Source organism: Candidatus Eremiobacteraceae bacterium (genome assembly GCA_035314825.1).
Classification (GTDB): domain Bacteria; phylum Vulcanimicrobiota; class Vulcanimicrobiia; order Eremiobacterales; family Eremiobacteraceae; genus JAFAHD01.
Window position 1 is genome coordinate 21,574 of record DATFYX010000066.1, and the last position, 23,248, is coordinate 44,821.

Genomic DNA, 23,248 nt, shown 5'->3' on the forward strand with positions numbered 1-23,248 from the left:
CGTTTTTCGAAACGCGCTGAGTAAGGAGAAACCACGTTGAGTTCCGCACAAGCCGTCAACCAAGGCAATTTCGATGCCGAAGTCCTCAAGTCGTCCGAACCGGTCCTCGTAGATTTCTGGGCGGACTGGTGCGGACCGTGCAAGATGATCGCGCCGATCGTCGACAAGGTCGCCGACCAGTACAAGGGCCGCCTCAAAGTCGTCAAGCTCGACACCGATGACAATCCGAACCTCGCCGCGCAGTACGATGTGTCCGGCATCCCATGCCTCATCCTGTTCAAGGGCGGAGCGCCGGTCGACCGCATCGTCGGCTACGTGCCGGAGAAACATCTCTCCGCGATGGTCGAAAAACACCTAGCCGCGGCTTAACCGCGCGCGGACGATGCGAGAGATCCCGGCCGTCCATCGTCTTACCACCGACCCTGCGATCGCGACGTACGCGCCGCTCCTCGGACGCGGCGCCGTGCGCGAACACGTCCAAGCGGTGCTCGACCAGGCGCGCGAGGGTACCGATGTCCCTGCGTTTGATGCGTTGCGGGCCGGCGTGCTCGCGCGGCTGGCGGCCGCACAAGCCGAAGGTCTCATCGGCGTCATCAACGGCACGGGCGTGCTTCTGCACACCAATTTCGGCCGTGCGCCCTTAGCGGCCGGCGCGCTCGCAGCGGTCAGCGCACTTGGCGCGGGCTATACCAATCTCGAGTATGATGTCACCACGGGCGAACGCGGCAGCCGTCACGATCGCGTGTCGTCATTGCTGCGCGAGGTCTCGGGCGCGCAGGCGACGCTGGTCGTCAACAACTGCGCCGCCGCGGTGCTGCTCGTACTCGACACGTTCGCACGCGGCCGCAACGTCGTCGTCAGCCGCGGCGAGCTGATCGAGATCGGGGGCGGGTTCCGTCTGCCCGAGGTGCTCGCCAAGAGCGGCGCGACCTTGGTCGAGGTCGGCACGACCAACAAGACCTACGCGCGCGACTATCGCGACGCCTGGACTTCAAACACCGCGCTGTTCATGCGCTCACATCCGAGCAATTATCGCGTCACAGGCTTCACCGCCAGCGTGCCGGCGCCGGCGTTGGCCGCGCTCGCGCGCGAGCTCGACGTCATCTCGTTCGAAGATCTCGGCTCCGGCGCGTTGGTCGATCTGTCGCAGTTCGGTCTGCCGGCCGAGCCCACGCTCGCGCAGACGATCGCAGCGGGGCTCGACCTGGTCAGCGTTTCGGGCGACAAGCTGCTGGGCGGGCCGCAGTGCGGCATCATCGCCGGGCGCGCGGACCTCATCGCGACACTCAAGCGCAATCCCCTGCTGCGCGCGTTGCGCGTCGACAAGATGACGCTGGCCGCATTGGGCGCCACGCTCGCGGCGTATGTGGACGGGCGTCTCACGGATATTCCATTGTTCGCGATGCTCGCGCTCGCGCAGGATACGTTGCTCGAGCGCGCGCAGCGTTTGTGCTCGGCGGTCACCACGCGTACACCGGCCGCTCGGATCGAAAGCGTACGCACCTGCGCGACCACCGGCGGCGGCACGCTGCCTGACGTCGAGATCCCGTCGGCCGGGGTCAGCGTGCGCAGCGGCGACGGACCTGACGCATATGCCGCGCGCCTGCGCGCGGCTCGGCCGCCCGTCGTGGGCCGCGTCGAAAACGACCGCTTCGTCGTCGACTTGCGAACGGTACGGGAGTCCGAGCTCGAGGTGCTAGCCGCCGCGCTGGCGAGCGCCTTCACATGCACATCGTAGGCACTGCCGGACACGTCGATCACGGCAAGAGCTCGCTCGTCATCGCGCTGACCGGCCACGATCCGGACCGGCTCATCGAGGAACGCGAGCGCGGCATGACGCTCGACCTCGGCTTTGCTCCGCTGCACCTGCCCGACGGCGCGGAGGCCGGCATCATCGACGTGCCCGGCCACGAGCGTTTCTTGCACAACATGCTGGCCGGCGCGGCAGGGATGGAACTGCTGTTGCTGGTCATCGACGCCGCGGAAGGGCCTCGGCCGCAGACCTTCGACCACCTGCGCATCCTCGATTTCCTCAACGTCCGGCGTGCGATCATCGTCTTGACCAAGCGCGACCTCGTCGATGCCGAAAGTCTCGCGATAGCCGAAGCGCTCTCGCGCGAAGCGGTCGCGGGTACGGTCGCACAGGACGCGCCCGTCGTGGCGGTCTCCAGCCTGACCGGCGAAGGCATCGAACAGCTCAAGACATTGATAGGCCAGGCGTTGGCCACATTGCCCTCTCGCGGTCCGGACGCGCCTGCGTATCTGCCGGTCGACCGCGTCTTCGCGCTGCCGGGTCACGGCACGATCGTCACCGGTACGCTGATGCAAGGCACGATCAAGGCCGGCGACATGTTGATGCTGCAACCCAGCGGGCTCGAGGTGCGGGCGCGCAGCATCCAGACCTTCGGACGCAAGGTCGAGTCGGCGAGCGGCGGCGCGCGCGTCGCGGTCAACCTGCCGGGCGTCGAAGTCCACGCCATACGTCGCGGCGAAGCGCTCGTCGCTCCGCGTGAGTTCGTGCCGTCGTCCGAGCTGCACGTCGAATTCACGCCGCTGCCGCAAGCCATCCGCCTGCTCAAACGGCGCACGCCGGTGCGCGCGCACATCGGTTCCGATGAGATTCCCGGCGTCCTCATCTTCGAGGGATCGGCGCCGACCGACACGACGCCGGTCGCCGCCCGTCTCGTGCTCACGCGCCCGACGGTGTTCTATCCAGGCAGCCGCCTCATCGTGCGCCGGATGAGCCCGAAAGATCTGTTGGGTGGCGCGGTGGCGCGATCGCCCGGCGCACGTACGCCGGACGATAGACACGAGGTGCGAGATGGTGACGGCGCAGCCGGACCGAGCCGCGCGCTTGGCGCGATCGAAGCGGCCGGCCTCGCGCCTCTCGATAGCGCGCACATCGCCGCGGCCCTCAACGTGGTGCTCGCCAAAGCCCAGGATGAGATCGACGAGCTCGTCGCCGCAGGCAGCGTCGTCGCGCTCTCCAAACCGAGCGCGTATGTCAGCCGAGCAGCAAGCGATCGCGCATTTGAGCGCGCCGCGCGTTTGCTCGAGGAACGCCGTCGCCGAGCGTCGTGGGTGCTGGGCGCCAGCGCCTCTGACATCGCGCACGATCTTGCCATACCCGAACCGCTCGCGGCCCGGCTGTTGGCGGCGTGGCATGACGACGGCCGGCTTGCGTTGACCGGACGGTTCTGGCATCTGCCGGATGCGTCAGTCACGTTGACTGGAGAGCAGCGCGACTTCTTCCTGCGCGAACTGCGCGAGGATGCCGCCAACCCGCTCGTCCCCACCTCCTTCGATTCATTGATGGACCGCTCGCGCGCTGCGCGGATCGATGGTCTGCCCGAAGCGATCGAGACGCTGCTCGCAACCGGTGCGCTGGTGCGCATCGGCGACGACGTCTACCGGCGCGCGCAGATCCAACGCGCTCGCGCGCTGCTCGCAGACGTATTGAAGGATGGCGCGGGCGCCACCATGGCGCAGGTGCGCGATGCTTTCGGCACTTCGCGCCGCTACGCGTTGCCGCTGATGGAGTACTTCGACGGCGTCGGGCTCACCATCCGTGATGGCGACATCCGACGCCTGCGCAAAGTCACGCCGGTGAAGGCGGGCGGTTGACGTCGGGTGTCCGGATGTGCTCGGGCCGCACCCCGATGCCGACGAACGCGGCCGGGAGCCGGCGCAGCAGAGGCCAGCGGCCCAACAAGCGGATGGGCCACGGCGGTGACATCGGCTGGTCGACTCCGAGTACTCGGCGGATGACGTTGTTCTGGATGAGCACTTGTACCCGCTGAGTGACGCGCGTAGGGAACTCGCGGCGGCGCTGGACCTGCTCGAGCAGTTGCGCGGGCACACGCCGCTCGAGCAACGGCCGCCATAGCTCGTTCGCGGCAGCGACAGCGTCTTGAATCGCTAGATTGATCCCGACGCCGCCGATCGGCGACATCGCATGCGCAGCATCGCCGATGCACAGCAGACCGGGCCGATACCAGGTGCGAAGTCTGTCGACCGCCACGGTCAGCAGGCTCACGCCGCTCCAGTCGCGGACTTCCACCATCCGCTCGCGCAGGAACGGCACCAAGCTCACGACATCATCGCGAAAAGCCGCCACTCCGCGCGCCACGATCTCCTCGAACGCTCCCTTGCGTATCAAGAAACCGCACTGGTAGTAGTCGCCGCGATCGATCATGATGATCACTTTGCCGCGATCCATCCGTCCGAGGACCTGGCCCGGATCGCCGGGGGAGCGCGCGACGCGGAACCACACCACGTCCATCGGCGCGCCGAAGTCATCCGCGGTAAGGCCTGCTTTGGCGCGCACGGTCGAATGCCGGCCGTCGGCGCCGATCACGAGATCGGCGCGCACCTCGAACGCGCCGCCGGCGCCGGAGCCGCGCACGCCGGCCACCCGGCCATCTTCGATGATGAGATCGTCGACCTCGGCCTGCATGCGCAGCGTGAACACGCCGTACGATCGTGCTTGGGCCGCGAGGAAGTCCAAGAAATCCCACTGCGGCATGAACATGAGGAACTTGCAATGCGTCGGCAGATGCGTGAAATCGCCGACCGGCGAATACATCGGCCCTATCCAGGCTCCGATCTCGCGCACTTCCTGGTGCGGCAGCGCCAAGAACTGATCCAGCAGGCCGAGCTCGTAGATGAGCTCAAGGGTCGACGGATGGATCGTGTCGCCGCGGAAATCGCGGAAGAAATCGGCGTGTTTTTCTAGGACGGTCACGCGCACGCCCGCGCGCGCCAGCAAGAACGCCAGCATCATGCCTGCGGGGCCGCCCCCGGCGACGCAGCATGCCGTCTCGATCTGCTGGGCGCCCGTCTGGGACATCACGCCGAGCCTGTTGTGCGCGCGGCCCAGGGTAGACCTTCCCCCAAGGTCCGGCATCCGAAAACGCCGTACCCGACGTATCTATAGATGGAGTAGGAGACCACACGACATGCCAGACGGACTGCAGACAGCCACCTTCGGCGCCGGATGTTTCTGGGGCGTCGAATCCAATTTTCGCCAGATCCCCGGCGTCGTCGACGCGCGCGTCGGCTACCTCGGCGGCACGCTGGAGAATCCGACCTACGAAGACGTGTGCACGGATCGTACCGGGCACGCTGAAGTCGTGCAAGTGACGTACGACCCGCGGCATTTGACGTACGAGCAGCTGCTCGACGCGTTCTGGAAGATGCACGACCCGACGCAGCTCAACCGCCAGGGGCCTGATTTCGGGCGGCAGTACCGCTCGGCGATCTTCTTCTACACGCCCGAGCAAGAGGCCGCCGCCAAGCGTTCCAAGGAAGAGCTTGAGAAGTCAGGCCGTTTCCGCAAGCCGATCGTCACCGAGATCGCGCCGGCATCGAAGTTCTATGAGGCTGAGGACTATCATCAGCGCTACTTCGAAAAGCGCGGCATCGCCCCGACCTGCCATATCTGATCGCATGACGATCGCGCCGCAGTTCCCAGACGAGCAGGCGGAGGACGGCAGTTTCGTACGGCAACAGGACATGTTCCGGGACTGCGTCACCGCGGACGGCCGTTCGGGCTATCCGGCGGAAGCCGGCCGATATCACCTCTACGTCTCGCTCGCCTGCCCGTGGGCCTCTCGCATGGTGATTCTGCGCAAGCTGCTCGGTCTGGAAGATATCGTCGGCATGACGGTCGTCGATCCGGTGCGCGATGAGCGCGGTTGGGCCTTTCGCGACGGCCCCGGCTATTCGAAAGACCCCATCAACGGCTTCGCGTACCTAAGCGAAGCGTATTTCGCCACCGATCCGGGCTATCGCGGTCGCTTCACGGTGCCGGTGCTTTGGGACACGAAGACCAAGCGCATCGTCTGCAACTCCGACGACGACATGATGCGCATGTTCGAGCTCGAGTTCTCGGCCTTTGTGAAACACGATCTCGATCTCTATCCGGCGGAGCACCGCGCCGAGATCGACGCGCTCAACGTCTGGATCTACGAGACGTTCAATGACGGCGTCTATCGCGCGGGGTTCGCCACCGCACAAGGACCGTACGAACGAGCCGCGCGCAGCGTCTTCGAAACCCTCGATGCGCTCGAAGATCGTCTCGCCAAACGCCGGTACCTCTTCGGCCCGCGCCCGCTCGAGACCGATTGGCGGCTTTTCGTCACGCTGGTGCGCTTCGACCCGGTCTACTACGTCCATTTCAAGTGCAACATGCGGCTCGTCGCCCAGTATCCGAACCTTTTCGGGTACCTGCGCGACCTCTACCAGATCGACGGCGTCGCCGACACGGTGAACTTCGACCACATCAAGCGCCACTATTACATCACGCACGACGACATCAACCCGACCCGGCTCGTGCCGATCGGTCCGGCGCAAGACCTCAACGCCCCGCACGGACGGGAGCGGCTGGCGTAGGCGCGGCGTTGAGCTGGCGCCCGCTCGGGCGCATCCATTTCAGCGCCTGGCCCGTATCAAGAGACATGCTACGCAAAGACTTTATCCGACCCGTTCTCGCCCTCGCGCTCGCCGCCTCATGCTTTGCCTCTGGCGGTCTCGCCGCGCGCGCAGCAGCCGCGCCGGCGCACCCCGCGCCTGCCCCGGCGACCCAGAAAGTCGTCCTCGCGGGCGGATGCTTCTGGGGAATGGAGTGGGTCTTCGAATCGCTCAAAGGCGTGACCGGCGTTGTCTCCGGCTATTCGGGCGGCAGCAAAGAGACCGCGCACTACGACATCGTGAGCACCGGCACGACGGGCCACGCGGAGTCGGTGGAAGTCACGTACGACCCGGCGCAGGTCTCGTTCCAGCAGCTCCTCGAGGTGTATTTTCTCGTGGCGCACGATCCGACCCAGCTCAATCGTCAAGGGCCGGATGACGGTACGCAATACCGTTCCGCGATCTTCTATGCCACCGACGATCAGAAGCGCGAAGCGCAAGCGTACATCGCACAGCTGACGCAACAGAAGGTCTTCAGTGCGCCGATCGTCACACAGGTCGTGCCGCTCGTCGCCTTTTATCCTGCGGAGGCGTACCATCAGCACTTCGCGGCGAAGAACCCGTACTATCCGTACATCCTCTTCAACGACAAGCCGAAACTGGTCCATCTGCAACAGCAATTCCCGACGCTGGTCAAGACCCAGTCCTAGGGGAATTCCGCCCGGGCGATAATAATGGCCATCCACGCTGGGAGAAGCATGGGGCTGGTGCCCCTGCTGGTCTTCAAAACCAGATGGTCTTCGCAAGGGGACCGGTAGGTTCGATTCCTATCTTCTCCCGCCAGATCGAGCCAACACGTCGTGGGGGACCGCATGCGAAATCTCCTCGCCCTGATCGGAGCCGTTCTTGCCGCCGGTGCTGCCGTTGTGGCGCTCACCCCGGCGCCCACCATGTCGGCGTCGTCGGCGGTGTCTGCGCCCGCAGACGAGTATTTCGGCAAGATGAAGCTGAGCTATCTGGGCATCAACAACTCGCTAAAAGACGCGACGATCATGGCCGGCGACCATACGGATTTCGGCGGCGTGATCCAAAAGGTCCAGTTCGCCGAGAACGCCTTCCTCGATTGGCAGTCGAAATATCCCAAGGATCCGCAGCTTCCGCGCTCGATGTTCTTGATGGCCCGCGCATACGCGAAGATCTGGACCGCAGACGGCCAGCAGAAAGCGGCGCTCTACTATTTCACCTTGCGCGACCAGTATGCGGCGACGTACTTCGGCAAGCAAGCGAAGGCAGATACGAGCAAAGGTCTGACGCTGCACGTCTACTCGGCCATACAGCCCTGCTATCCGGTGCCTGGACAGCCCACGCCGACACCCGCGCCGGTGCCGACGGCTGATCCGAAGCGGAATATCAGCGTGCAGATCGAGCCCTACCCGAGCTGCTCGACGCCTGCGCCGACGCCGGCCGTGTCCATCCCGACCGTCGCGCCGCTCTCGACGTCCGCGCCCGCGACGCACGCAACTCCGACCGCCGTGCCTGTGCCCACATCGGCGCCCGCGACACCGGCCACACCGGCCGCTCCGTCGGCGGCCCCGCCGGCGGCCAGTGCGTCAGCGACGCCGGCGCACACCTGACGAGCGCGGCCGCTTGCCTGCTCGGCGGGTAGCGGCCCACTCCTCGTGCAGCACGCTCATGAGCACGACGTCTGCATAGGACCCGTTCTGGTAGATGTAGCGCCGCATCACGCCCTCGCGCGCGAACCCGGCCCGCTCGTAGCAGCGGATAGCCCGCGCATTTTCAGGTAGCACGGTCAGCTCGATGCGCACGAGCGGCCGCGCGCGGAACGCTCCGTCCACTAGCGTCCGCACCGCGTCGGTGCCCAGGCCGCGGTTCCAGTAGCGTTCTTCGTGGATCGCGATGCCCAGCGTGGCGCGCGCGCCTTCGATCTTCAGCGCGGTCGTGCCGATATCGATGCCGTCGAGCGTCTGGATCACGTAGCAGGGCGTGTTGGGGTTGACCGCTGCGTTCGCGGCCCAGTCGCGCTCGGCTTCGAGCGACATCGGCATGCGCGTCAATATGAAATCACGCGCCGGACCCGCGTTGATCCAACGCTGCAGCATGTCCACGTCTGCGGGCTCGATCGGACGCAGGCGCACTTTATCGCCGACGAGCCAGGTCGGGGCCGCTTCGCGCGGCGAACGTTTGCGCATGATAGCCGTCTGGATTGGCGGCGGCCTTGCAGCGTCCATGCTGGCCGTTGCGACGCCGGCTCCGACGGCGTCGCCTCCGGCTCCGCCGCCGACGGCCGTCCGCTCCCCGCAACTCGACGCCCTCCTCGAGCGCCACAGGCGCGCGCTCGGCCATATGCAGTCGGAAAGCGCCTCGTGGAGCGGCGTGATCACCCAAGACGGCGCGGACACCCCGTTCAGCGAGAGCGCCGACGGCGACGGGCGCTGGAAATCCAGCCTCACGCTCCCCTTCGGGCAGCACGTCGACGGCAACGACCTCGCCGTCCAGTGGGTCCAAGACCTTAACGGCAACGTCACGTTCATCCCGATCACGCGCCGGCGTTCGCTGCTCGCGCGCCTGCTCGGCTTCAACGCGGTGCTGCTGGACCCCGACATCGCCTGGGTGATCGACGGCCCGCTCACGATCGACGGGCGCCCGGTCATCCGGCTGCACGCGAAGCTCGGCACAGCCGATGCGGTGGTCTATCTCGATTCGCAGACCGCGCTGGTCAACGGCGCCCAGCTCGGCGATCGCGCCATCCGCTACGTCCAATATCAGACCTTCGACCAGCTGGTCGTGCCGACGAAAATCGTCGAGACGCAGCAAGACGAACAGGTGGCGACCACGATCAGATCGGTCACCTTCCCGCCGCTGGCTGCTGCGGACTTCGCACCCCCGCCGCCGCGCAGGCCGCAGTTCCCGTCTGGGGCTACCGAAGTCGGACTGGACTTCGAGTCGCCGCACTCGTTGATCGTCGTGCACGCCAAGGTCAACGGCACGCTGGTCAACTTCTTGCTCGACTCAGGCAGCTCGGCGTCGCTGATCGACCAGGACGAAGCGCGCGTGCTCAAACTGCCCACCGCGGGCAGCGTGCGGGTCGTCGGCGCGACCGTGCTGCGGGGCACCGTCGCACGCGCCGACGTGCTCGAGCTGGGCGGAGTGCGCTTCACGCCGTTCGTGCTCGAAGCGGTGCCGCTAGGGCTGCCGGCATCTCTGCGCGGCTTCGGCATCACGGGCATCTTAGGGTACGACGTATTCGCCCAAGTCGTGGCGCGCATCGACTATGGACGCGCGCACATCAGGCTCATCCAGCCGAGTACGTTCAGCTACAACGGCACCGGCGCGGTGCTGGCGCTGGATGCTTCATCGCGTTTACCGCGCGTGCCGGCCACGCTTGGCGAGCAGGACCCGACGACCTTCACGGTCGACACCGGCAGCGATTCGGGCCTCACCCTATATCAGGATTTCGCGCAGTCGCACGCGCGCGATTTCCTGCGCCCGGGCGATCTCGCCTCGGAAGAGTCCTCCTATCCGCAATCCCCTCAGAATCCCCAACCGCCGAGCACGCCGGATCCGGCTAGCTTCTTCGGCGATCTGATGCAGGCCAGCGGCGCGGGCGGCGCGATCCACGTCAAGACCGCGTACATAACGCGCCTCAACCTGGGCAAGTTCTCGGTCGACCGCGTCTTCACGGAGATCGTGCTCAATCCGAGCGGCGCGTTCACCCCGGCCACATCGGACGGGTTGCTGGGCGCCTCGGTCCTATCGAAGTTCGGCGCGGTGTTCTTGGATTATCCGGGCGGGCGTTTCATCTTAGAGCGCTGAGCGCGCTTCCACCAAAGCCGTCACGCGTTCGAGCTCGTCTTCGGTCATCGAGACGAATGCGACGCCGAACTCGCCGACCACCGACGTGCGCACGATCTGCGCGTTGACGTCGAGCCAGCCCCCGCCGCGCGCCGGCAAGTGCACGACGACGCGCGTGCCCTGCGCGAGCGCTTCGTCGGTCAGCAAGAGCACGCCGGCTAAGCTGATGTTATCGACCATCGCGCGGCAACGCCGCGACTCGTCCACGACTGTGAACTCGACGGGCAGCTTGATGTTGAAGCGCGGGTAACGGCGCCGGTCTACGTGCAGCTCGCCCGCGTCGCCATCGCTCAAAACGACTGCTCGATCTGGTCGACGACCCATTCCGAGGACGAGGTGCGCACCGGTGCGCTGCAGTACGAACACGCGCCGTTGACGAGCTTGAGCGGCGCACCGCACGATGGGCAGGTCGACGCAAGGCCGGTCTGGCCGACCGCGGTCTTGGCGTCGGCGCGGCGGATGAACGACCAGAATTCGGTGAACGTGGTCGGCACGCGCTGCCCGTCGACGAGCTGCTTGGTGTTCTCGTCGATCGTATAATCGGTCATGCTGGCCGTGAAAGCGACGACGATCGTGTCGTACGGGGTCGCTGCGGTCACATCGACCACTTTGGCGTGCCCGATGACGATGTTCTCGAGCATGTCGATCTGGTGCGCGGCGATGAGCTGGTCGGTCTGCATCTTGTGGCGCTCGTAGAGCGCGTCGCTCATGACGTCGCGCGCAAGGTCTTGGTTGCGCGCCATCCACGCCTGTTGGATCTTGAAGAACGCGGTCTGAGCGCGGTCGAGGAACGAGCGCTCGTCGAAGCCGGGGTCGCGCGCCTTGATGGCCGCCTCGCCGGTCGCGATGACTTGGGGATCCACCGTTCGGGTAGGTTGGTCCATGTACTGCGTCGTGGCGGCGGGTTGGAACAGGGTTTGTGTGGCGGCCTGGCCGCCCATCTGCGATTGCGCGTTGGTTTGCGCGCGATTCCATAGGTAATAGATCACGACCAGCGCGATGATGACCCAAAAGCCTGTGCCGTGGCCCAAGAACAGCAGGGGCCAGAAGCTGAACCCGCCGCCAAAGCCGCCGCCGCCGTAATTGCCGCCGCTGCTGCCGCCGTGATATCCGCCGCCGCCATAGTGGCTGCCGCCGCCGGCGCGCGCAAATGCCTCCAGCGGCCCAGCCAAGACCAGAGCCGCGCCAGCAAGCGCAGACGCCGCAGCCGGAAGAGATGACGTCTTGAGAGCGTTCATACAGGAGCCTCTACTTCTGATATGCCCAAAAGGTCGCGTCCCGGCGTCTACGCTTTGGTTTTGCCCTGCCGGACACCCGCGAGGCGGCGGGCGGTTGCTATGTTCATGCGATCGTCCTCCGGGGTCTTGGGCGTCTCGCAGATCACCGCGACGTGCGAGAATTCGGGACGGCGCAAGAGCGCGCGAAAGCCGGCTTCGCCGATCCGGCCTTGGGCGACGTGCCAGTGCAGATCGCGCTTGGCGCCGAGCGCGACCTTCGTGTCGTTGAGATGCAGCGCGCGCACGCGCGCGAAGCCGATGTGCGTGTCCACCGCCGCCATGAATGCGTCGACGCCCTTGCGGTCGTGGATATCGTATCCCGACGCCCACGCGTGCGCAGTGTCCAGACACACGCCGACCCGCTTGTCGCCGACCGCCTTGAGGATCGCGCCCAGCTCCTCCATCGTGCCGCCGCACAGGTTGCCGGCGCCGGCCGAGTTCTCCATCAGCAGCATCGGACCGGGTTTGGCGGCGGCGATGAGCTTGCCGATGGTGGCGCTCACGCGCGAGAGGCCCTTCGTGCGCGTCTGCGCGCCGTAACTTCCCAGATGCGTGTTGACGTACTCGATGCCGCCGCGCGCCGCCACCTCGAGGTCGTTGGCGACAAGCGTCGTGCTGTTCTTATGCAGGACGCGGTTCGTGGTCGTCAGGTTGACCAAATACGAGCTGTGGATGACCACGGGTTGGATGTCGTGCTCCTTGCGCAGCACCCGGAACTCTTGCCATGCGCGCGCGTCGTAGGGCGTGCGCCGCCAACCGCGCGGGTTGCCGGCGAAGATCTGGATGCACTGGCAGCCGGCTTCAAGCGCTTGTTCGATCGTCTTCTTCGGGAAGTTGCCGCCGATGCCGACGTGGACGCCGAATCTCACGGCTTGCGCGCGCAGTACAAGAACTGATCTTGTTCGACTTCGAATTCGTGCGACGGCGGCGCGAGCTCGATGATGCGCTCGCGCGCTGCGGCGAGGAACGCCTCTCGCTGGTCACCGAGCGCGATGCGCAGGTTCTCGCGCGAACGATGATAGCCGACGTATGAATCGACGGTGTAGTGCAGACCGAACCGCAGCATGCGCAATTCGCCGTCGCGGAACAGCGCGTCGGGAGGCTGTTCCGCGCCGCGTTCGACCTGCGACCAGAAGCCCGCGAGCGAGTCGCGAAAACTGCTCTCGAGCGGCGCTTCGGCGCGGCCGGTCCATTCGGTGAACAGCGTGCGCACCGCGCGCGCGTAGGGATCGTCCGGACGCGCGTGCTTCCAGAAGATGGCGAGCGCACCGCCGCTGACCAGGACGCGCGAGAACTCCGCGAGCGCAGCGGCCTCGTCGAACCAGTGGAAGGCCTGGGCGCAGATGATGCCGGCGAACGCGTTATCGGCGAACGGCAGCGCCTCGGCGCGGCCGACGTAGAATGCTGCGTCGGCTCCTGCCGGCAGACTCGAGCGCGCCACTTCCAACATCCGTTGCGCGACGTCGATGCCGGTCACGGCGAACCCGCGCTTGAGCATGCCGACCGCCGAGAGCCCGGTGCCGCAGGCGGCATCGAGGATGCGCTTGGCGCTCGGCGGCCCGATGAAGGCGGCCAGCGCGTCGAACAGCTCGTCTGAGTAGGAGGTGCGGTAGCGCGCGTAGTCTTCGACCAGCGTGTCGAAGTCCGAGGGATGTCTCACTCTTCGAGCGCGTGGGCGAGTTCGTCTGCGACGCTGTGCTCGAGTTTGGACTGGGAGTGCGGCACTTGATCGCCCTCGTGGCCCTCGACCGATTCGTGGATCTGGCCCAGCGATTCTTCGCGTGCGGCGCTCAGCGGCAGCGGGATGACCTGTCCGTTCACGCGCCGCGGCGCGCCTTCGGGCAGCGGCGGCAGCTCCGCAAGCGCGCGCAGCCCGAATGATTCGAGGAAGCGATCGGTCGTGCCGTAGATGATCGGCCGGCCCACGGTGTCCTTGCGGCCGAGCTCTTTGATGAGCCGGCGATCTTCGAGCGTCTGCATCACGCCGTCGACGTTGACGCCGCGCAGGCTTTCGACTTCGGCGCGCGTGACCGGCTGGAGATAGGCGACGATCGAAAGCGTTTCGAGCGCGGCTTGCGACATGTATGTCTTGGGCGGCAGCAAGAAACGCTCGACGTCTTCACGGCACTGCGGATCGGTCGACAGGCGCCAACCGCCCGCGACCTCGCGCAGCACGATACCGCGCCCTTCGAAAGACGCGGCGATCTCGCGCAGCGCCGCACGGACTTCCGCCGGCGGCGCCTTCGCCGCCTCGCAGATGTCGCGCTCGCTGGCCGGCTTGTCCGCGACCAGCAAGATCGCCTCGACGCGGTTACGCAGACTTGCCAAGTTGATCCGTGGCTCCCTTGGGCGCGGGCGTGACGACGATGTCGGAGAACAATGTGGGCTGCGCGCAGATCACCTTGCGCGTGCGCACGAGCTCGAGCAGCGCCAAGAACGTGACCACGACTTCGAGCCTGCGGCAGCCCGCGATCAACTCGGAGAAGGCGATGGTCGCGCGGTCGCGCACGAGGCGCAACACGTAGTTCATCTTGACGACCATCGAAAACGTCTCGCGCTTGACCACCGCCGGTCGCGCTTCCGCGTTGGCGAACGCGCGCGCCAGCGCGATCGCGAGGCTGGGCGCCTCGAGCCGGTAGTGCTGCACGAGGCCGTCTTCGCGTGCGGGCGCGCCCGGATAATACGCCGCATTCTCGTCGAGGCGGATACGGAGCTGCTCGCCCAAACGCTTGAAGTGCGCATACGCGATCAGCCGCTGGCGCAGCGACTCCTCGGCCAGCGCCGCCTCATCTTCGAGGTCATCGGAGAACGGCGGCGGCGGCGGCGGGAGCAGCTTCTTGGACTTGATGAACAGCAGGGTCGCGGCGATCACCAGATACTCGCTGGCGACGTCGATGTCCAGGCTCTCCATGACGGAGAGATACGCGACGTACTGGTCGCAGACGGCGGCCAAGCTGACGTTGGTGATATCGAGGTCTTGCTCGACCACCAGGTGGAGCAGCAGATCGAGGGGGCCGTCGAAGACGTCGAGTTTGACCAGCAGCTTGGTGCGGTCGTGCGCTTGAGCGGCCGTCGCGGCCGCGGTCGCCGCGCTTGCGGTTATTGCGTTAGCCCCCTTCGAACCCGAGCCGTGCCCAGGCGCTCCACGTGGTCAATGCGTGAAGCTCTGTTTCCCGATTTTCAAACTGCTGCCCTGCGGCATGATCTCGACGTAGATCTGGCCCGGCGTCAGACGCATCGGCGAACCCGAATCGTCTTCGAGTCGCGGCAGCGACGTTGCACCGCCCGCGACCCATTTGCCCGCGGTCGCGTGGCCGTCTTGCACCAAGACGGCAGGATAGGAGCCGTAGACGTCCATGCTCAGATCGCCGATCGAGTCGAGCACCTTAGCGGGGATCCAGACCACGACGATGTCGCTGACCTCATACGGACGGTCGTCGTCGCGATCGTGCTGCGCCTGGCCGTCGATGAAGCGCTGATATGCCACGCCGTCCCAGACGAAATGGACGTCGTATTCCAGCCAGAACGACACGATCGCCTCAGGCACAAGGCCCGGCGTCGCGCTGGGCGACGGCTGCGGCGAGTCCACGGCGGACGGCGATGCGGTCGGTGTGCGGTCGGCGTACGAGAATTGATCCTCAAAGTGCGGTTTGTCGGCGTATCCGTACGTGGGCCCGACCTTGCGGATGCGCACGACGCTGGTGTACAAGTTATGCGGCATGTCGCGCGTGTCGTCGCGCCAAAACGCTTCAGGCGTGTGTTGGATCTCGTCCATGTCGGCGAAGCCGGCGGCGCGCAAGCCGGCCAGGAACTCGATCACGTCGTCGTTCTGACCGGCGTGCGCGAAGAACGGGTCGTACGGTCGCGCGAGGTCGACGAAATACGTGCGGGCGCTGCGCACCGGGCCGACCTCGGACGCGGGCGTGCCCAAGAACAGCGCGAGGTAGCGCGTGATGCCGCCCTCGGCCTCCACCTCGTACACGACGTCGGCGTCGTGCAGGCCGCTCTGCGGGCGCGCGTCGGGGAAATTGTCGATCATGACCGCCGCGATGCGGTGCGCGACCGCTGCCGGCGGCACGAGCGTGCCGTTGAGCGGATCCGCGACGGCGGGCGTCGGGACCGGCGAAGGCGACGCTGAGGGCGCTGGCGCGGCCGCATGTCGCGCGCAGCCGGCGCACAGCGCCATAAGCGCGACGAGCGCGCAAAGTCTGCGCGGGGTCAAAAGCCGAGTTCGGCGGCGGATTTCTCTTGGACGATCTTTTCCACGAGGCCCACGAGGCGCCGTTCGTTGAGATGGGTCATGCGCTTGCCCATTTCGGCGAGCGGCACCCACACCACTTCGTCGACCTCACCCTCCTGCGGCACCGGCGTACCGCGCTTGTAGCGCATGAGATAGAAATGCACGATCTTGCTGTGCTTGAGCCGGCTGCTGTAGAACCAGTACTTGATGTCGGCGAGTTTGTCGATGATCACACCCTCGACGCTTGTCTCTTCGAGCACCTCGCGCGTGGCGGTGTCCTCGACGCGTTCGCCGGGTTCGACGTGCCCTTTGGGCAGCGACCAGATGCGCGGCGTCGCGCGCCCGATCACCAAGCCGCAATACGACGCACCGTTGCGCTTGAGCACGAAACCGCCCGCCGAGCGCTCGTGTTTGATCCTCGTCGGGCGGCGGCGCGGCTTCACGGCGGGCTAGCTCTGGGCGTCCGAGGGCGGCGACCAGCGCAAGCCGATGCCTTTGTTCGCAAGCCTGCCGACCTGCGCTTCGTCCACCCGGCGCACCGGCGTGTGCAGCGGCATCTGCTGCACCGCGGCTGGATCCTCGTGCGCCCGTGCGACCAGCGCGCGCAGCGTTTCGACGAAGGCGTCGAGCGTGTAGCGGCTCTCGGTCTCGGTCGGTTCGATCATCAGACATTCGGGCACGACGTGCGGCCAGTACATGGTGGGCGCATGGACGCCCGCATCGAGCAATCCCTTGGCGAGATCGAGCGCGCGCACGCCGGTCTCTTTCTTGAGCTCCTCAGCGGAGCAGACGAACTCGTGGCGGCAGTAGTCCGCATACGGCACGGTGAGGAATTCTTTGACCTTGGCACGCAGATAGTTCGCGTTGAGCACGGCGAGCCGGCTGTTGGAGCGCAGCCCCTCTGCGCCATGGACGATGACGTACGCGTACGCGCGCACGATCGCGAGGAAGTGCGCAGGGAATGCGCGCACCGCGCCGATGCTCTTGGGCCGGTCTTCATCCCAGAAATACGTGCCCGACGCATCGCGCGCCATCAGCGGCGCAGGCAGATACGGCGACAGCCGCGCGCTCGCACCGACCGGACCAGAACCTGGGCCGCCGCCCCCATGTGGTACCGAGAACGTCTTGTGCAGGTTGAGATGCATGAGATCGAACCCCATATCGCCGGGGCGCGTCAGGCCGACGATCGCGTTCGCGTTGGCGCCGTCGTAGTACATAAGCCCGCCGGCGTCGTGCACGGCGCGCGTCATGTCGACGATCTCGTCTTCGAACAGACCGAGCGTGTTGGGATTGGTCATCATGCACACCGCGGCCGTACCGTCGAGCTTGGCCCGCAGCGTGGCAAGATCCGTGCGCCCGCGCGCGGTGGAGGGGATCGAGACCACCTTGTAGCCCACCATCGCGGCGCTGGCCGGATTCGTGCCGTGCGCGGTGTCGGGCACGAAGCACGTGAGCCGTTCGTGCTCGCCGCGGTCTTTGAAGTACTTCTTGGCCATGAGCATGGCGGTGATCTCGCCGTGCGCACCGGCGGCCGGCATGAGCGAGAACGCGTCCATCCCGAACAGACTCGACAGCGTGCGCTCCATGTGCCACAGCAGCCGGATGGCGCCTTGCGCCCCGTGGTCGGGCGCGAACGGATGCAGATCCGTGAAGCCGGCGAAACCCGACACCGCCTCGTTGAGCTTGGGATTGTACTTCATCGTGCACGAACCGAGCGGATAGAAATTCGTGTCTACCGAGAAGTTGCGATGCGACAGCTCGGTGAAATGGCGCGCGACCTCGAGCTCGGTGAGATCCGGCAGCGGCAGGTCGGCGCGCAGCGCGTCCGGCTCCAAGAATTGCTTCGGAGCGCCTGCGTCGCGCACGAAGTCGCTGCCGCGCCCGGGCGCGCCTTGTTCAAACAGCAGCGACGGCATGCGTATGTTCCTCGGTCAGGGCGCGCGCGAAATCGGCGATCTGCGCGGTGGTGGTCAGCTCGGTCGCGCATACGAGCAGCGCGTCGGTGAGCTCGGGGTAGAACTTGGACAGCGGCAGGCCGGCGAGGATGCCGCGCTTTTCGAGCCGCTCGGCAAGTTCGGCTGCCGGCAGCGGCGTGCGCACGACGAATTCGTTGAAGAACGGCGCGCGATCCGCGACGCCGAAGCCCGGCACCGCGGCGATGGCGGACGCAAGCGCTCGCGCGTTGGCCATGTTGGCGCACGCGATCGAGGTGAGGCCCTTGCGGCCTACGGTCGCGAGATAGATCGTCGCGATGAGCGCGCACAACGCTTGGTTGGTACAGATGTTCGAGCTTGCAAGCTCGCGCCTGATATGCTGTTCCCGACCCTGCAGCGTCAGCACGTATGCCTTGCGCCCGTCGACGTCGTGCGTCTGGCCGACCAGCCTGCCCGGCAGCCGGCGCACGTGCTCTTTGGTGGTCGCCACGAAGCCCACGTACGGGCCGCCGTAGCCGACCGGCAGGCCGAACGATTGCGCGTCGCCGACCGCGATGTCGGCGCCCAACTCGCGCGGCGTCTTGAGCACCGCCAACGAGAGGGCCTCGGCGGTCACGTGCACTGTCAGGGCGCCGCTCGCATGCCCGGCCTGGGCCGCCGGCGCGACGGCGTCGATCGCGCCGAAGAAGTTGGGGCTTTGCACGATCGCAGCCGCGATGTCATCATCGAATCTAGCCGGTACCACGGTCAAACCGTCGCGGTCCAGCGGCAGCTCGACGATGCTGATGCCCATGCCCTCGGCGTAGGTCGCCAGCACGCGGCGATAGAGCGGGTGCACGCCGCGGCTGATCGCGACGCGCCGCCGGCCGGTCGCCTGCGCCGCCATGATGACGCTTTCGACCAGCGCGGTCGAGCCATCGTACACGGACGCATTGCTCACGTCCATGCCGGTGAGCAGACAGATGTAGGTCTGCCACTCGAAGATGGCTTGCAGGCTGCCTTGGCTCGCCTCGGCCTGATACGGCGTGTATGCCGTCAGGAACTCAGAACGGAAAGCGAAGTACGGGACCGCGGGAGGCTGGTAGTGGCGATAGGCGCCGGCGCCGAGGAACGACGTCATGCGCGCCGCGCCATTCTCGTCGGCCATCGCGCGGATGTGCGCGAACGCCTCGGCCTCCGGCAGCGCCGGGGCGACGTCGATGTCTCCTTTGATCTTCAGACCCGCGGGCGGATCGGTCAGCGCTTCGAGCGAGGGCGCGCCGATGACGTCGAGCATCGCGCGGATGTCCTGCGGCGTGTGCGGGGTGTACATCGCTAGCCTGCCGCCGCGTCGACGACCTTTTGGTATGCCGCGGCATCCAGCAGATTCTTGGCCTGGCCCGCATCGGCAAGCGTCATCTTCACCAGCCAGCCGCCGCCGTAGGGCTCGCTGTTGACCTTCGCCGGATCGTTCTCGACATCGCCATTCACGTGCGTGATGGTGCCCGAGAGCGGCGCGAAGATATCCGACACCGCTTTCACCGACTCGATGACGCCCATCTGTTTGAACTGCTCGACCGTGACGCCGGCCTTGGGCATCTCGACGTACACGATATCGCCGAGCGACGACTGCGCGTAGTCGGTGATACCGATGATGGCGCTGGTGCCGTCAAGCTTCACCCATTCGTGCTCTTTGGTGTACAGCAGGTCTTGCGGTAGCTCCACGCTCGTATCGCTTCCTTCTCTTATCGGGGGCGTTTGTAGAAGGGCAGCGACACCACGCTCGCGCGATGGCGCTGTCCGCGGATCTCGACCTCAAGCACGGTGCCCGGCGCGCTCGCATCGGCGCGCACCAGTGCGGTGGCTATGTTCTTGCCGCCGAGCGCCGGTGCCGGGGAGCCGCTGCGGATCTCGCCGACGCGCTCATCGCCGCGCCACACGGAGTAACCCGCGCGCGCAGGCGCGCGACCGTCCATGGTCATGCCGACGATGCGGTCGTAGCCGCCGCCGGCGCGCTGGCGCGCCAGCGCCTCCTTGCCGACAAACCCTGGCTTGTCAAGTTTGACGAACGGATCGAGTCCGGCTTGCAGCGGCGTGATGTCTTCTTCCAACTCATGGCCGTACAGCGGCATGCCCGCTTCCAGACGCAATACGTCGCGCGCTCCCAGACCTGCGGGCTGCAAGCCGACGCGCGCGCCCTCGCGCGTCAATGTCTCCCACAACTGCTGCGCGGCGCCTGCCGCGATGAACAGCTCGAAACCGTCTTCGCCCGTATACCCGGTGCGCGCGATCTCCGCCGGCACGCCGGCGACCGTGCCTTCGGTCGCGTAATAGTACTTGAGGGCCGAGAGGTCGGCGTCGGTGAGCGGCTGGAGCAGTTCGAGCGAGCGCGGGCCTTGGATCGCGACGAGCGCGAAATCGGCGGTGCGGTCCACCAGCGTCACGTCGGCCGGCAGCCGGCTGATCAGCCAGCGCCACATCTTCTCGGAGTTGGCGGCGTTGACGACGATCAGCCAGCGTCCGTTCAGGCGGTAGATGATCGCGTCGTCGCGCGCCCCGCCGTGTTCGTTGGTGAAGATGTTGTAGCGCGCTTGGTTCGGCTTCATCGTCTCGACCGCGTTGACGGTGAGACCGTCAAGCCAGCGCGCGACGCCCTCGCCCGTGGCGACGAACTGGCCCATATGCGACAGGTCGAACATGCCGGCGGCGGTCCTCACGGCGCGATGCTCGTCGAGGATGCCGGCGTACTGGATCGGCATCAGAAAGCCCCCGAACGGGGACATCTTCGCGCCGAGCCTTTCATGGACTGCGAACAGCGGAGTCCGCAACAGGCTTTGGGTCGTGGTCACGACTCGCTTTTCGCGTTCCGGCGCAAACCGCCCTGGGCTGGTCTACGCCATAGGTCCTAGCCGGAACTCTCCGGATCGTAGATGGCGCCGACGAACAGCAATGCGTGGCTGCGGCGGTCTTCGATGGCGCAGAAGAACGGGCGGTCGACGATCATGCGAAACGGCGGAGGCTCGGGACGCACGGCCGTCATGGTGATTCCGATCGAGGTCACTGCGGCGGCCTCCGAGCCCTCCTCATCCACCTTCAGATAGGTCGCTTGCAGCACGCTTGAGATGAAGAAATTCGGACCCGCGCTTTGCCCAGGAGCGGGCTCGAACAGCTCTTGGAACTGCGCCGCTCCGGCCTCGAACGCGCGCTTCATGCCGAGCGCCTGCAGCGGACCGTTGAGCACGTACTGCGCTTTGAGCTCGAATCGAGGCAGCGCGATCTCGCCGCGGCGTTCGGCGAACTGTCCCTGCCAAGTCTTCCAGTTCGGCGGCGAGAGCTCGGCTTCAAGTGCGGCTAGGTTCGACGTGGGCGCCGGCAGCAGGACCACCATCGCGAGGTCGCCCGTGCCGTACGGCAGGCGGATCGCTTGCATGTCCTTCGTCTCGAAGTAGTCGAACTTGGCGGACTGGTCCATGAGCGGCACTTTCTTCACCGAACCGTCCGCCAGCGTGAAGTCATGCGGCTGCGTCTTGGTCGCGTCGAACTTGGTGCTCCATTGGCCTTTGAAGTACAATGCGTTGAGCAGCAGCGCGACGTCTGCCGGGTTGATGCGGTCGATGATCTTGGGGATCTTGCCCTGCGTCTTCTTCTGGACCCAGGCGTTGATGCGCGCCGGCGTCGCGTCGCTGCCGAAATCGACGTCGGCGACTTCGGCGCCATAGAAGTGCTGCATCTGCTCGACGTACGCTTTGCGCAACGCCATGCGCCGGCTGTCGGCCCACAGCGAATCGGCGACCGAGAGCGTCACGTCTTTGACCGGCGCCGCCAACGTCTGGACCAGTTGGGCATTGGCCGAGTTGATGGCGCTAAGATCCGAGCCGTCGAACGCGAGAAGCGCCTTCATCTGTTGCGCGGTCTCGCCCGAGGCGCCGTTGAGCGCCATCGAGAGGTCGAGGCTGGCGCTGACGGGAGAGAGGACGACGTTCTCGCGCGGGTGCTCTTCTTGCACCGCGTTGAGCAGACGAAAACCGAAATCGTTGCCGGCCGCGCCGACGTCGAGCGGCTGCGGGGGCTGCGAACCGCGCGCCGTTCCGCCGCCGACCAGCGCGAGGCAAGCGAGCAGTGCGGCAAGTGCCATCGGGCCTGACATGCTCATGAGTCGGTCCGCCTTTCGCGACGGTTCAGGTGAGCGGTGCGGCCGCGCCATACGCGTCGCGTAGGTAGCGCGGCAGGTTGAAAAGCCCGCAGTGCGATTCGGCGTCGTAGAAGCGCAGTCCGCCGCACGCGCGGGCGTGCTCGCCTGCCCGCACGGCGGCCGTCGACGCGCGAGGGTCGTCGTTCGCGCGCGCCTGTGCGCGGCACAGCGCGAATCCCCACACCGTGTCGAATGCGGGCACGTAGGCGCAATACGGCGCGACGCTCGGGAAAGCCAAGCGCAGCGTCGCGATCATGCGCGCGTGCAGATGGAAGTTGTGCGGACCCGCCATCGACGTCTGCAGCGCGTACGCGCCGCCCGGCGCCAAGCGTGCCCGGATCGCCTCGTACATCGCGACCGAATGCAGCTCGTACGATGGCGAGTCTTCGAGCGGCTCGGTCAGATCGCCGATGATCACGTCGAACGACTCAGCCGAGCGTTCGACGTATGCTTTCGCGTCGCCGATGATGAGCTCGGCGCGCGCGTCTTCGAACGCGCCGGCGCTCCATTCGGGCATGTGCGTGCGGCACGCGTCGACCACGACGCCGTCGATATCGACCATCGTCACCTTGCGCATCGAGGGCACGCGAAGCAGCTCGCGCAAGCTGGCGCCCTCGCCGCCGCCGAGGATCAAGGCGCGTTTCGGTTCGCCCACATCCGCGCACGCGGGATGGACCAGCGCCTCATGGTAGATGAACTCATCCAGCGCGGCGCTTTGGGTATCGCCGTCGAGAACCAGCATCTTGCCGAAGAGCTGACTGGTGACGATCGCGTAGCGTTGGAATTCTGATTGGCCAGAGGCGAGGGTGGCGGTAATGGCGTGGCCGTGGGTCTCGCCCGGGGCTACTTGCTCAACGTACCACTGAAAGTTTTCGGTTTTTGGCAACGGGTTCAACTCCGGTCGTCTTATGCCCGACGCTGTGGCTATAGACGCCGTCTTCGTTGGTCATCCCGCGGCGCACTTCCGTGGTGAGCATCTGCTTGGCCTGGAACTCGGCGGCCGCGTAGCGGCAGGCCTTCCAAGGATCGGTCTTGTCGCCGCACGTGTAGATGTCCATGGCGGCGTAGCCGTATTCCGGCCAGGTATGGATGGAAAGATGTGACTCGGCTATGACGACGACACCGCTGACGCCTTGAGGCGTGAAGCGGTGAAACGCGGTCTGCAGGACTTCCGCATTGGCCTCTTTGGCCGCTGCGACGAGGATATTCGCTACTTTGTCGACGTCGGCGAGGATCTTCGGATTACAGTCCGACAACTCGACGATGATGTGCGTTCCGAGAGCTCCGGGTGCTTTCAATAATCTGACCCCCCACAGGGTGAACGAGCAGGGAGATCCCACCT

Annotated in this window: 25 protein-coding genes and 1 tRNA gene; 9 read left to right on the forward strand and 17 right to left on the reverse strand. The window is 66.2% G+C overall.

The window, feature by feature from the left end; translation table 11 throughout:
- Window positions 1–36: 36 nt before the first annotated feature.
- Genes trxA through selB form a run of 3 tightly spaced genes read left to right on the forward strand, consistent with a single transcriptional unit; the run spans window position 37 to window position 3,624 of the window.
- On the forward strand, window positions 37–369 hold the full coding sequence (gene trxA / locus VKF82_08390) for a thioredoxin (GenBank protein ID HME82079.1): 333 nt from the start codon (window positions 37–39) through the stop codon (window positions 367–369).
- Window positions 370–382: 13 nt separating this feature from the next.
- Window positions 383–1,738 carry an L-seryl-tRNA(Sec) selenium transferase gene (selA, locus tag VKF82_08395; protein ID HME82080.1) on the forward strand — a complete coding sequence of 452 codons (1,356 nt, stop codon included), beginning with the start codon at window positions 383–385 and terminating at the stop codon, window positions 1,736–1,738.
- The gene (gene selB, locus VKF82_08400) at window positions 1,726–3,624 is read left to right on the forward strand and encodes a selenocysteine-specific translation elongation factor (protein HME82081.1); all 1,899 of its coding nucleotides are present in this window, start codon (window positions 1,726–1,728) and stop codon (window positions 3,622–3,624) included. The genes selA and selB overlap by 13 nt, the downstream gene beginning before the upstream one ends.
- Here the strand turns inward: selB and VKF82_08405 are convergent.
- Complete coding sequence (locus tag VKF82_08405) at window positions 3,599–4,849, reverse strand: FAD-dependent oxidoreductase (protein ID HME82082.1); 1,251 nt, start codon at window positions 4,847–4,849, stop codon at window positions 3,599–3,601. The two genes, selB and VKF82_08405, sit on opposite strands and share 26 nt — an antisense overlap.
- A gap of 109 nt (window positions 4,850–4,958) precedes the next feature.
- Between VKF82_08405 and msrA (VKF82_08410) the strand changes: the two genes are divergently transcribed.
- The 5 genes from msrA (VKF82_08410) (at window position 4,959) to VKF82_08430 (ending at window position 8,045) form a co-directional block, all read left to right on the forward strand.
- Entirely contained in the window at window positions 4,959–5,444 is a 486-nt protein-coding gene (gene msrA / locus VKF82_08410; GenBank protein ID HME82083.1) for a peptide-methionine (S)-S-oxide reductase MsrA, read from the forward strand.
- 4 nt (window positions 5,445–5,448) lie between these two features.
- On the forward strand, window positions 5,449–6,393 hold the full coding sequence (locus VKF82_08415) for a glutathione S-transferase family protein (protein HME82084.1): 945 nt from the start codon (window positions 5,449–5,451) through the stop codon (window positions 6,391–6,393).
- Between the two features lie 65 nt (window positions 6,394–6,458).
- Window positions 6,459–7,121 carry a peptide-methionine (S)-S-oxide reductase MsrA gene (gene msrA, locus VKF82_08420; GenBank protein ID HME82085.1) on the forward strand — a complete coding sequence of 221 codons (663 nt, stop codon included), beginning with the start codon at window positions 6,459–6,461 and terminating at the stop codon, window positions 7,119–7,121.
- Between the two features lie 39 nt (window positions 7,122–7,160).
- Window positions 7,161–7,254, forward strand: a tRNA-Sec gene (locus VKF82_08425).
- Between the two features lie 29 nt (window positions 7,255–7,283).
- Window positions 7,284–8,045, forward strand: a complete 762-nt coding sequence (locus VKF82_08430; GenBank protein ID HME82086.1) for a hypothetical protein — start codon at window positions 7,284–7,286, stop codon at window positions 8,043–8,045.
- Here the strand turns inward: VKF82_08430 and VKF82_08435 are convergent.
- Window positions 8,022–8,621 carry a GNAT family protein gene (locus VKF82_08435; GenBank protein ID HME82087.1) on the reverse strand — a complete coding sequence of 200 codons (600 nt, stop codon included), beginning with the start codon at window positions 8,619–8,621 and terminating at the stop codon, window positions 8,022–8,024. The two genes, VKF82_08430 and VKF82_08435, sit on opposite strands and share 24 nt — an antisense overlap.
- Between VKF82_08435 and VKF82_08440 the strand changes: the two genes are divergently transcribed.
- Complete coding sequence (locus VKF82_08440) at window positions 8,620–10,245, forward strand: retropepsin-like aspartic protease (protein ID HME82088.1); 1,626 nt, start codon at window positions 8,620–8,622, stop codon at window positions 10,243–10,245. The genes VKF82_08435 and VKF82_08440 overlap by 2 nt on opposite strands.
- On the opposite strand, the gene VKF82_08445 is transcribed toward VKF82_08440, so the two are convergent.
- From VKF82_08445 to speD, 15 genes are all read right to left on the reverse strand, one after another.
- Window positions 10,234–10,578, reverse strand: a complete 345-nt coding sequence (locus tag VKF82_08445; GenBank protein HME82089.1) for a PilZ domain-containing protein — start codon at window positions 10,576–10,578, stop codon at window positions 10,234–10,236. The two genes, VKF82_08440 and VKF82_08445, sit on opposite strands and share 12 nt — an antisense overlap.
- Window positions 10,575–11,522 carry a TIM44-like domain-containing protein gene (locus VKF82_08450; GenBank protein ID HME82090.1) on the reverse strand — a complete coding sequence of 316 codons (948 nt, stop codon included), beginning with the start codon at window positions 11,520–11,522 and terminating at the stop codon, window positions 10,575–10,577. Before VKF82_08450 ends, VKF82_08445 begins: the two co-directional genes overlap by 4 nt.
- A 47-nt stretch (window positions 11,523–11,569) precedes the next feature.
- Entirely contained in the window at window positions 11,570–12,430 is an 861-nt protein-coding gene (locus VKF82_08455; protein ID HME82091.1) for a deoxyribonuclease IV, read from the reverse strand.
- A complete protein-coding gene (locus VKF82_08460) occupies window positions 12,427–13,221 on the reverse strand; it encodes a methyltransferase domain-containing protein (protein ID HME82092.1) in 795 nt (264 codons plus the stop codon). The genes VKF82_08455 and VKF82_08460 overlap by 4 nt, the downstream gene beginning before the upstream one ends.
- Window positions 13,218–13,889, reverse strand: coding sequence for an SMC-Scp complex subunit ScpB (gene scpB, locus VKF82_08465; protein ID HME82093.1), 672 nt, complete (start codon window positions 13,887–13,889; stop codon window positions 13,218–13,220). The genes VKF82_08460 and scpB overlap by 4 nt, the downstream gene beginning before the upstream one ends.
- Window positions 13,873–14,550: a segregation/condensation protein A gene (locus VKF82_08470; GenBank protein ID HME82094.1), complete on the reverse strand. Its 678-nt coding sequence runs from the start codon at window positions 14,548–14,550 to the stop codon at window positions 13,873–13,875. Before VKF82_08470 ends, scpB begins: the two co-directional genes overlap by 17 nt.
- A 162-nt stretch (window positions 14,551–14,712) precedes the next feature.
- The gene (locus tag VKF82_08475) at window positions 14,713–15,783 is read right to left on the reverse strand and encodes a DUF3048 domain-containing protein (protein HME82095.1); all 1,071 of its coding nucleotides are present in this window, start codon (window positions 15,781–15,783) and stop codon (window positions 14,713–14,715) included.
- Window positions 15,780–16,244 (reverse strand): NUDIX domain-containing protein, encoded by a 465-nt coding sequence (locus tag VKF82_08480; GenBank protein ID HME82096.1) that lies wholly within the window; start codon window positions 16,242–16,244, stop codon window positions 15,780–15,782. Before VKF82_08480 ends, VKF82_08475 begins: the two co-directional genes overlap by 4 nt.
- Window positions 16,245–16,250: 6 nt before the next feature.
- Window positions 16,251–17,717: an aminomethyl-transferring glycine dehydrogenase subunit GcvPB gene (gene gcvPB, locus VKF82_08485; GenBank protein ID HME82097.1), complete on the reverse strand. Its 1,467-nt coding sequence runs from the start codon at window positions 17,715–17,717 to the stop codon at window positions 16,251–16,253.
- On the reverse strand, window positions 17,698–19,047 hold the full coding sequence (gene gcvPA, locus VKF82_08490) for an aminomethyl-transferring glycine dehydrogenase subunit GcvPA (protein HME82098.1): 1,350 nt from the start codon (window positions 19,045–19,047) through the stop codon (window positions 17,698–17,700). The genes gcvPB and gcvPA overlap by 20 nt, the downstream gene beginning before the upstream one ends.
- Window positions 19,048–19,049: 2 nt before the next feature.
- Window positions 19,050–19,439 carry a glycine cleavage system protein GcvH gene (gene gcvH / locus VKF82_08495; protein HME82099.1) on the reverse strand — a complete coding sequence of 130 codons (390 nt, stop codon included), beginning with the start codon at window positions 19,437–19,439 and terminating at the stop codon, window positions 19,050–19,052.
- 20 nt (window positions 19,440–19,459) lie between these two features.
- Complete coding sequence (gene gcvT / locus VKF82_08500; GenBank protein ID HME82100.1) at window positions 19,460–20,563, reverse strand: glycine cleavage system aminomethyltransferase GcvT; 1,104 nt, start codon at window positions 20,561–20,563, stop codon at window positions 19,460–19,462.
- A gap of 56 nt (window positions 20,564–20,619) precedes the next feature.
- Window positions 20,620–21,867, reverse strand: coding sequence for a serpin family protein (locus VKF82_08505; GenBank protein ID HME82101.1), 1,248 nt, complete (start codon window positions 21,865–21,867; stop codon window positions 20,620–20,622).
- Between the two features lie 25 nt (window positions 21,868–21,892).
- A complete protein-coding gene (locus tag VKF82_08510) occupies window positions 21,893–22,792 on the reverse strand; it encodes a hypothetical protein (protein HME82102.1) in 900 nt (299 codons plus the stop codon).
- Window positions 22,758–23,204: an adenosylmethionine decarboxylase gene (speD, locus tag VKF82_08515; protein ID HME82103.1), complete on the reverse strand. Its 447-nt coding sequence runs from the start codon at window positions 23,202–23,204 to the stop codon at window positions 22,758–22,760. Before speD ends, VKF82_08510 begins: the two co-directional genes overlap by 35 nt.
- Between the last annotated feature and the right edge of the window lie 44 nt (window positions 23,205–23,248).

Bases quoted from the DNA above. Each gene is read 5' to 3' on its own strand.
- VKF82_08440 (HME82088.1), top strand. From the start codon at position 8,620: ATGATAGCCGTCTGGATTGGCGGCGGCCTTGCAGCGTCCATGCTGGCC.
- VKF82_08430 (HME82086.1), top strand. From the start codon at position 7,284: ATGCGAAATCTCCTCGCCCTGATCGGAGCCGTTCTTGCCGCCGGTGCT.
- gcvPA (HME82098.1), bottom strand. From the start codon at position 19,047: ATGTACACCCCGCACACGCCGCAGGACATCCGCGCGATGCTCGACGTC.
- VKF82_08435 (HME82087.1), bottom strand. From the start codon at position 8,621: ATGCGCAAACGTTCGCCGCGCGAAGCGGCCCCGACCTGGCTCGTCGGC.
- VKF82_08405 (HME82082.1), bottom strand. From the start codon at position 4,849: ATGTCCCAGACGGGCGCCCAGCAGATCGAGACGGCATGCTGCGTCGCC.
- VKF82_08415 (HME82084.1), top strand. From the start codon at position 5,449: ATGACGATCGCGCCGCAGTTCCCAGACGAGCAGGCGGAGGACGGCAGT.
- msrA (HME82083.1), top strand. From the start codon at position 4,959: ATGCCAGACGGACTGCAGACAGCCACCTTCGGCGCCGGATGTTTCTGG.
- msrA (HME82085.1), top strand. From the start codon at position 6,459: ATGCTACGCAAAGACTTTATCCGACCCGTTCTCGCCCTCGCGCTCGCC.
- gcvPB (HME82097.1), bottom strand. From the start codon at position 17,717: ATGCCGTCGCTGCTGTTTGAACAAGGCGCGCCCGGGCGCGGCAGCGAC.
- VKF82_08505 (HME82101.1), bottom strand. From the start codon at position 21,867: ATGAGCATGTCAGGCCCGATGGCACTTGCCGCACTGCTCGCTTGCCTC.
- selA (HME82080.1), top strand. From the start codon at position 383: ATGCGAGAGATCCCGGCCGTCCATCGTCTTACCACCGACCCTGCGATC.
- VKF82_08450 (HME82090.1), bottom strand. From the start codon at position 11,522: ATGAACGCTCTCAAGACGTCATCTCTTCCGGCTGCGGCGTCTGCGCTT.
- selB (HME82081.1), top strand. From the start codon at position 1,726: ATGCACATCGTAGGCACTGCCGGACACGTCGATCACGGCAAGAGCTCG.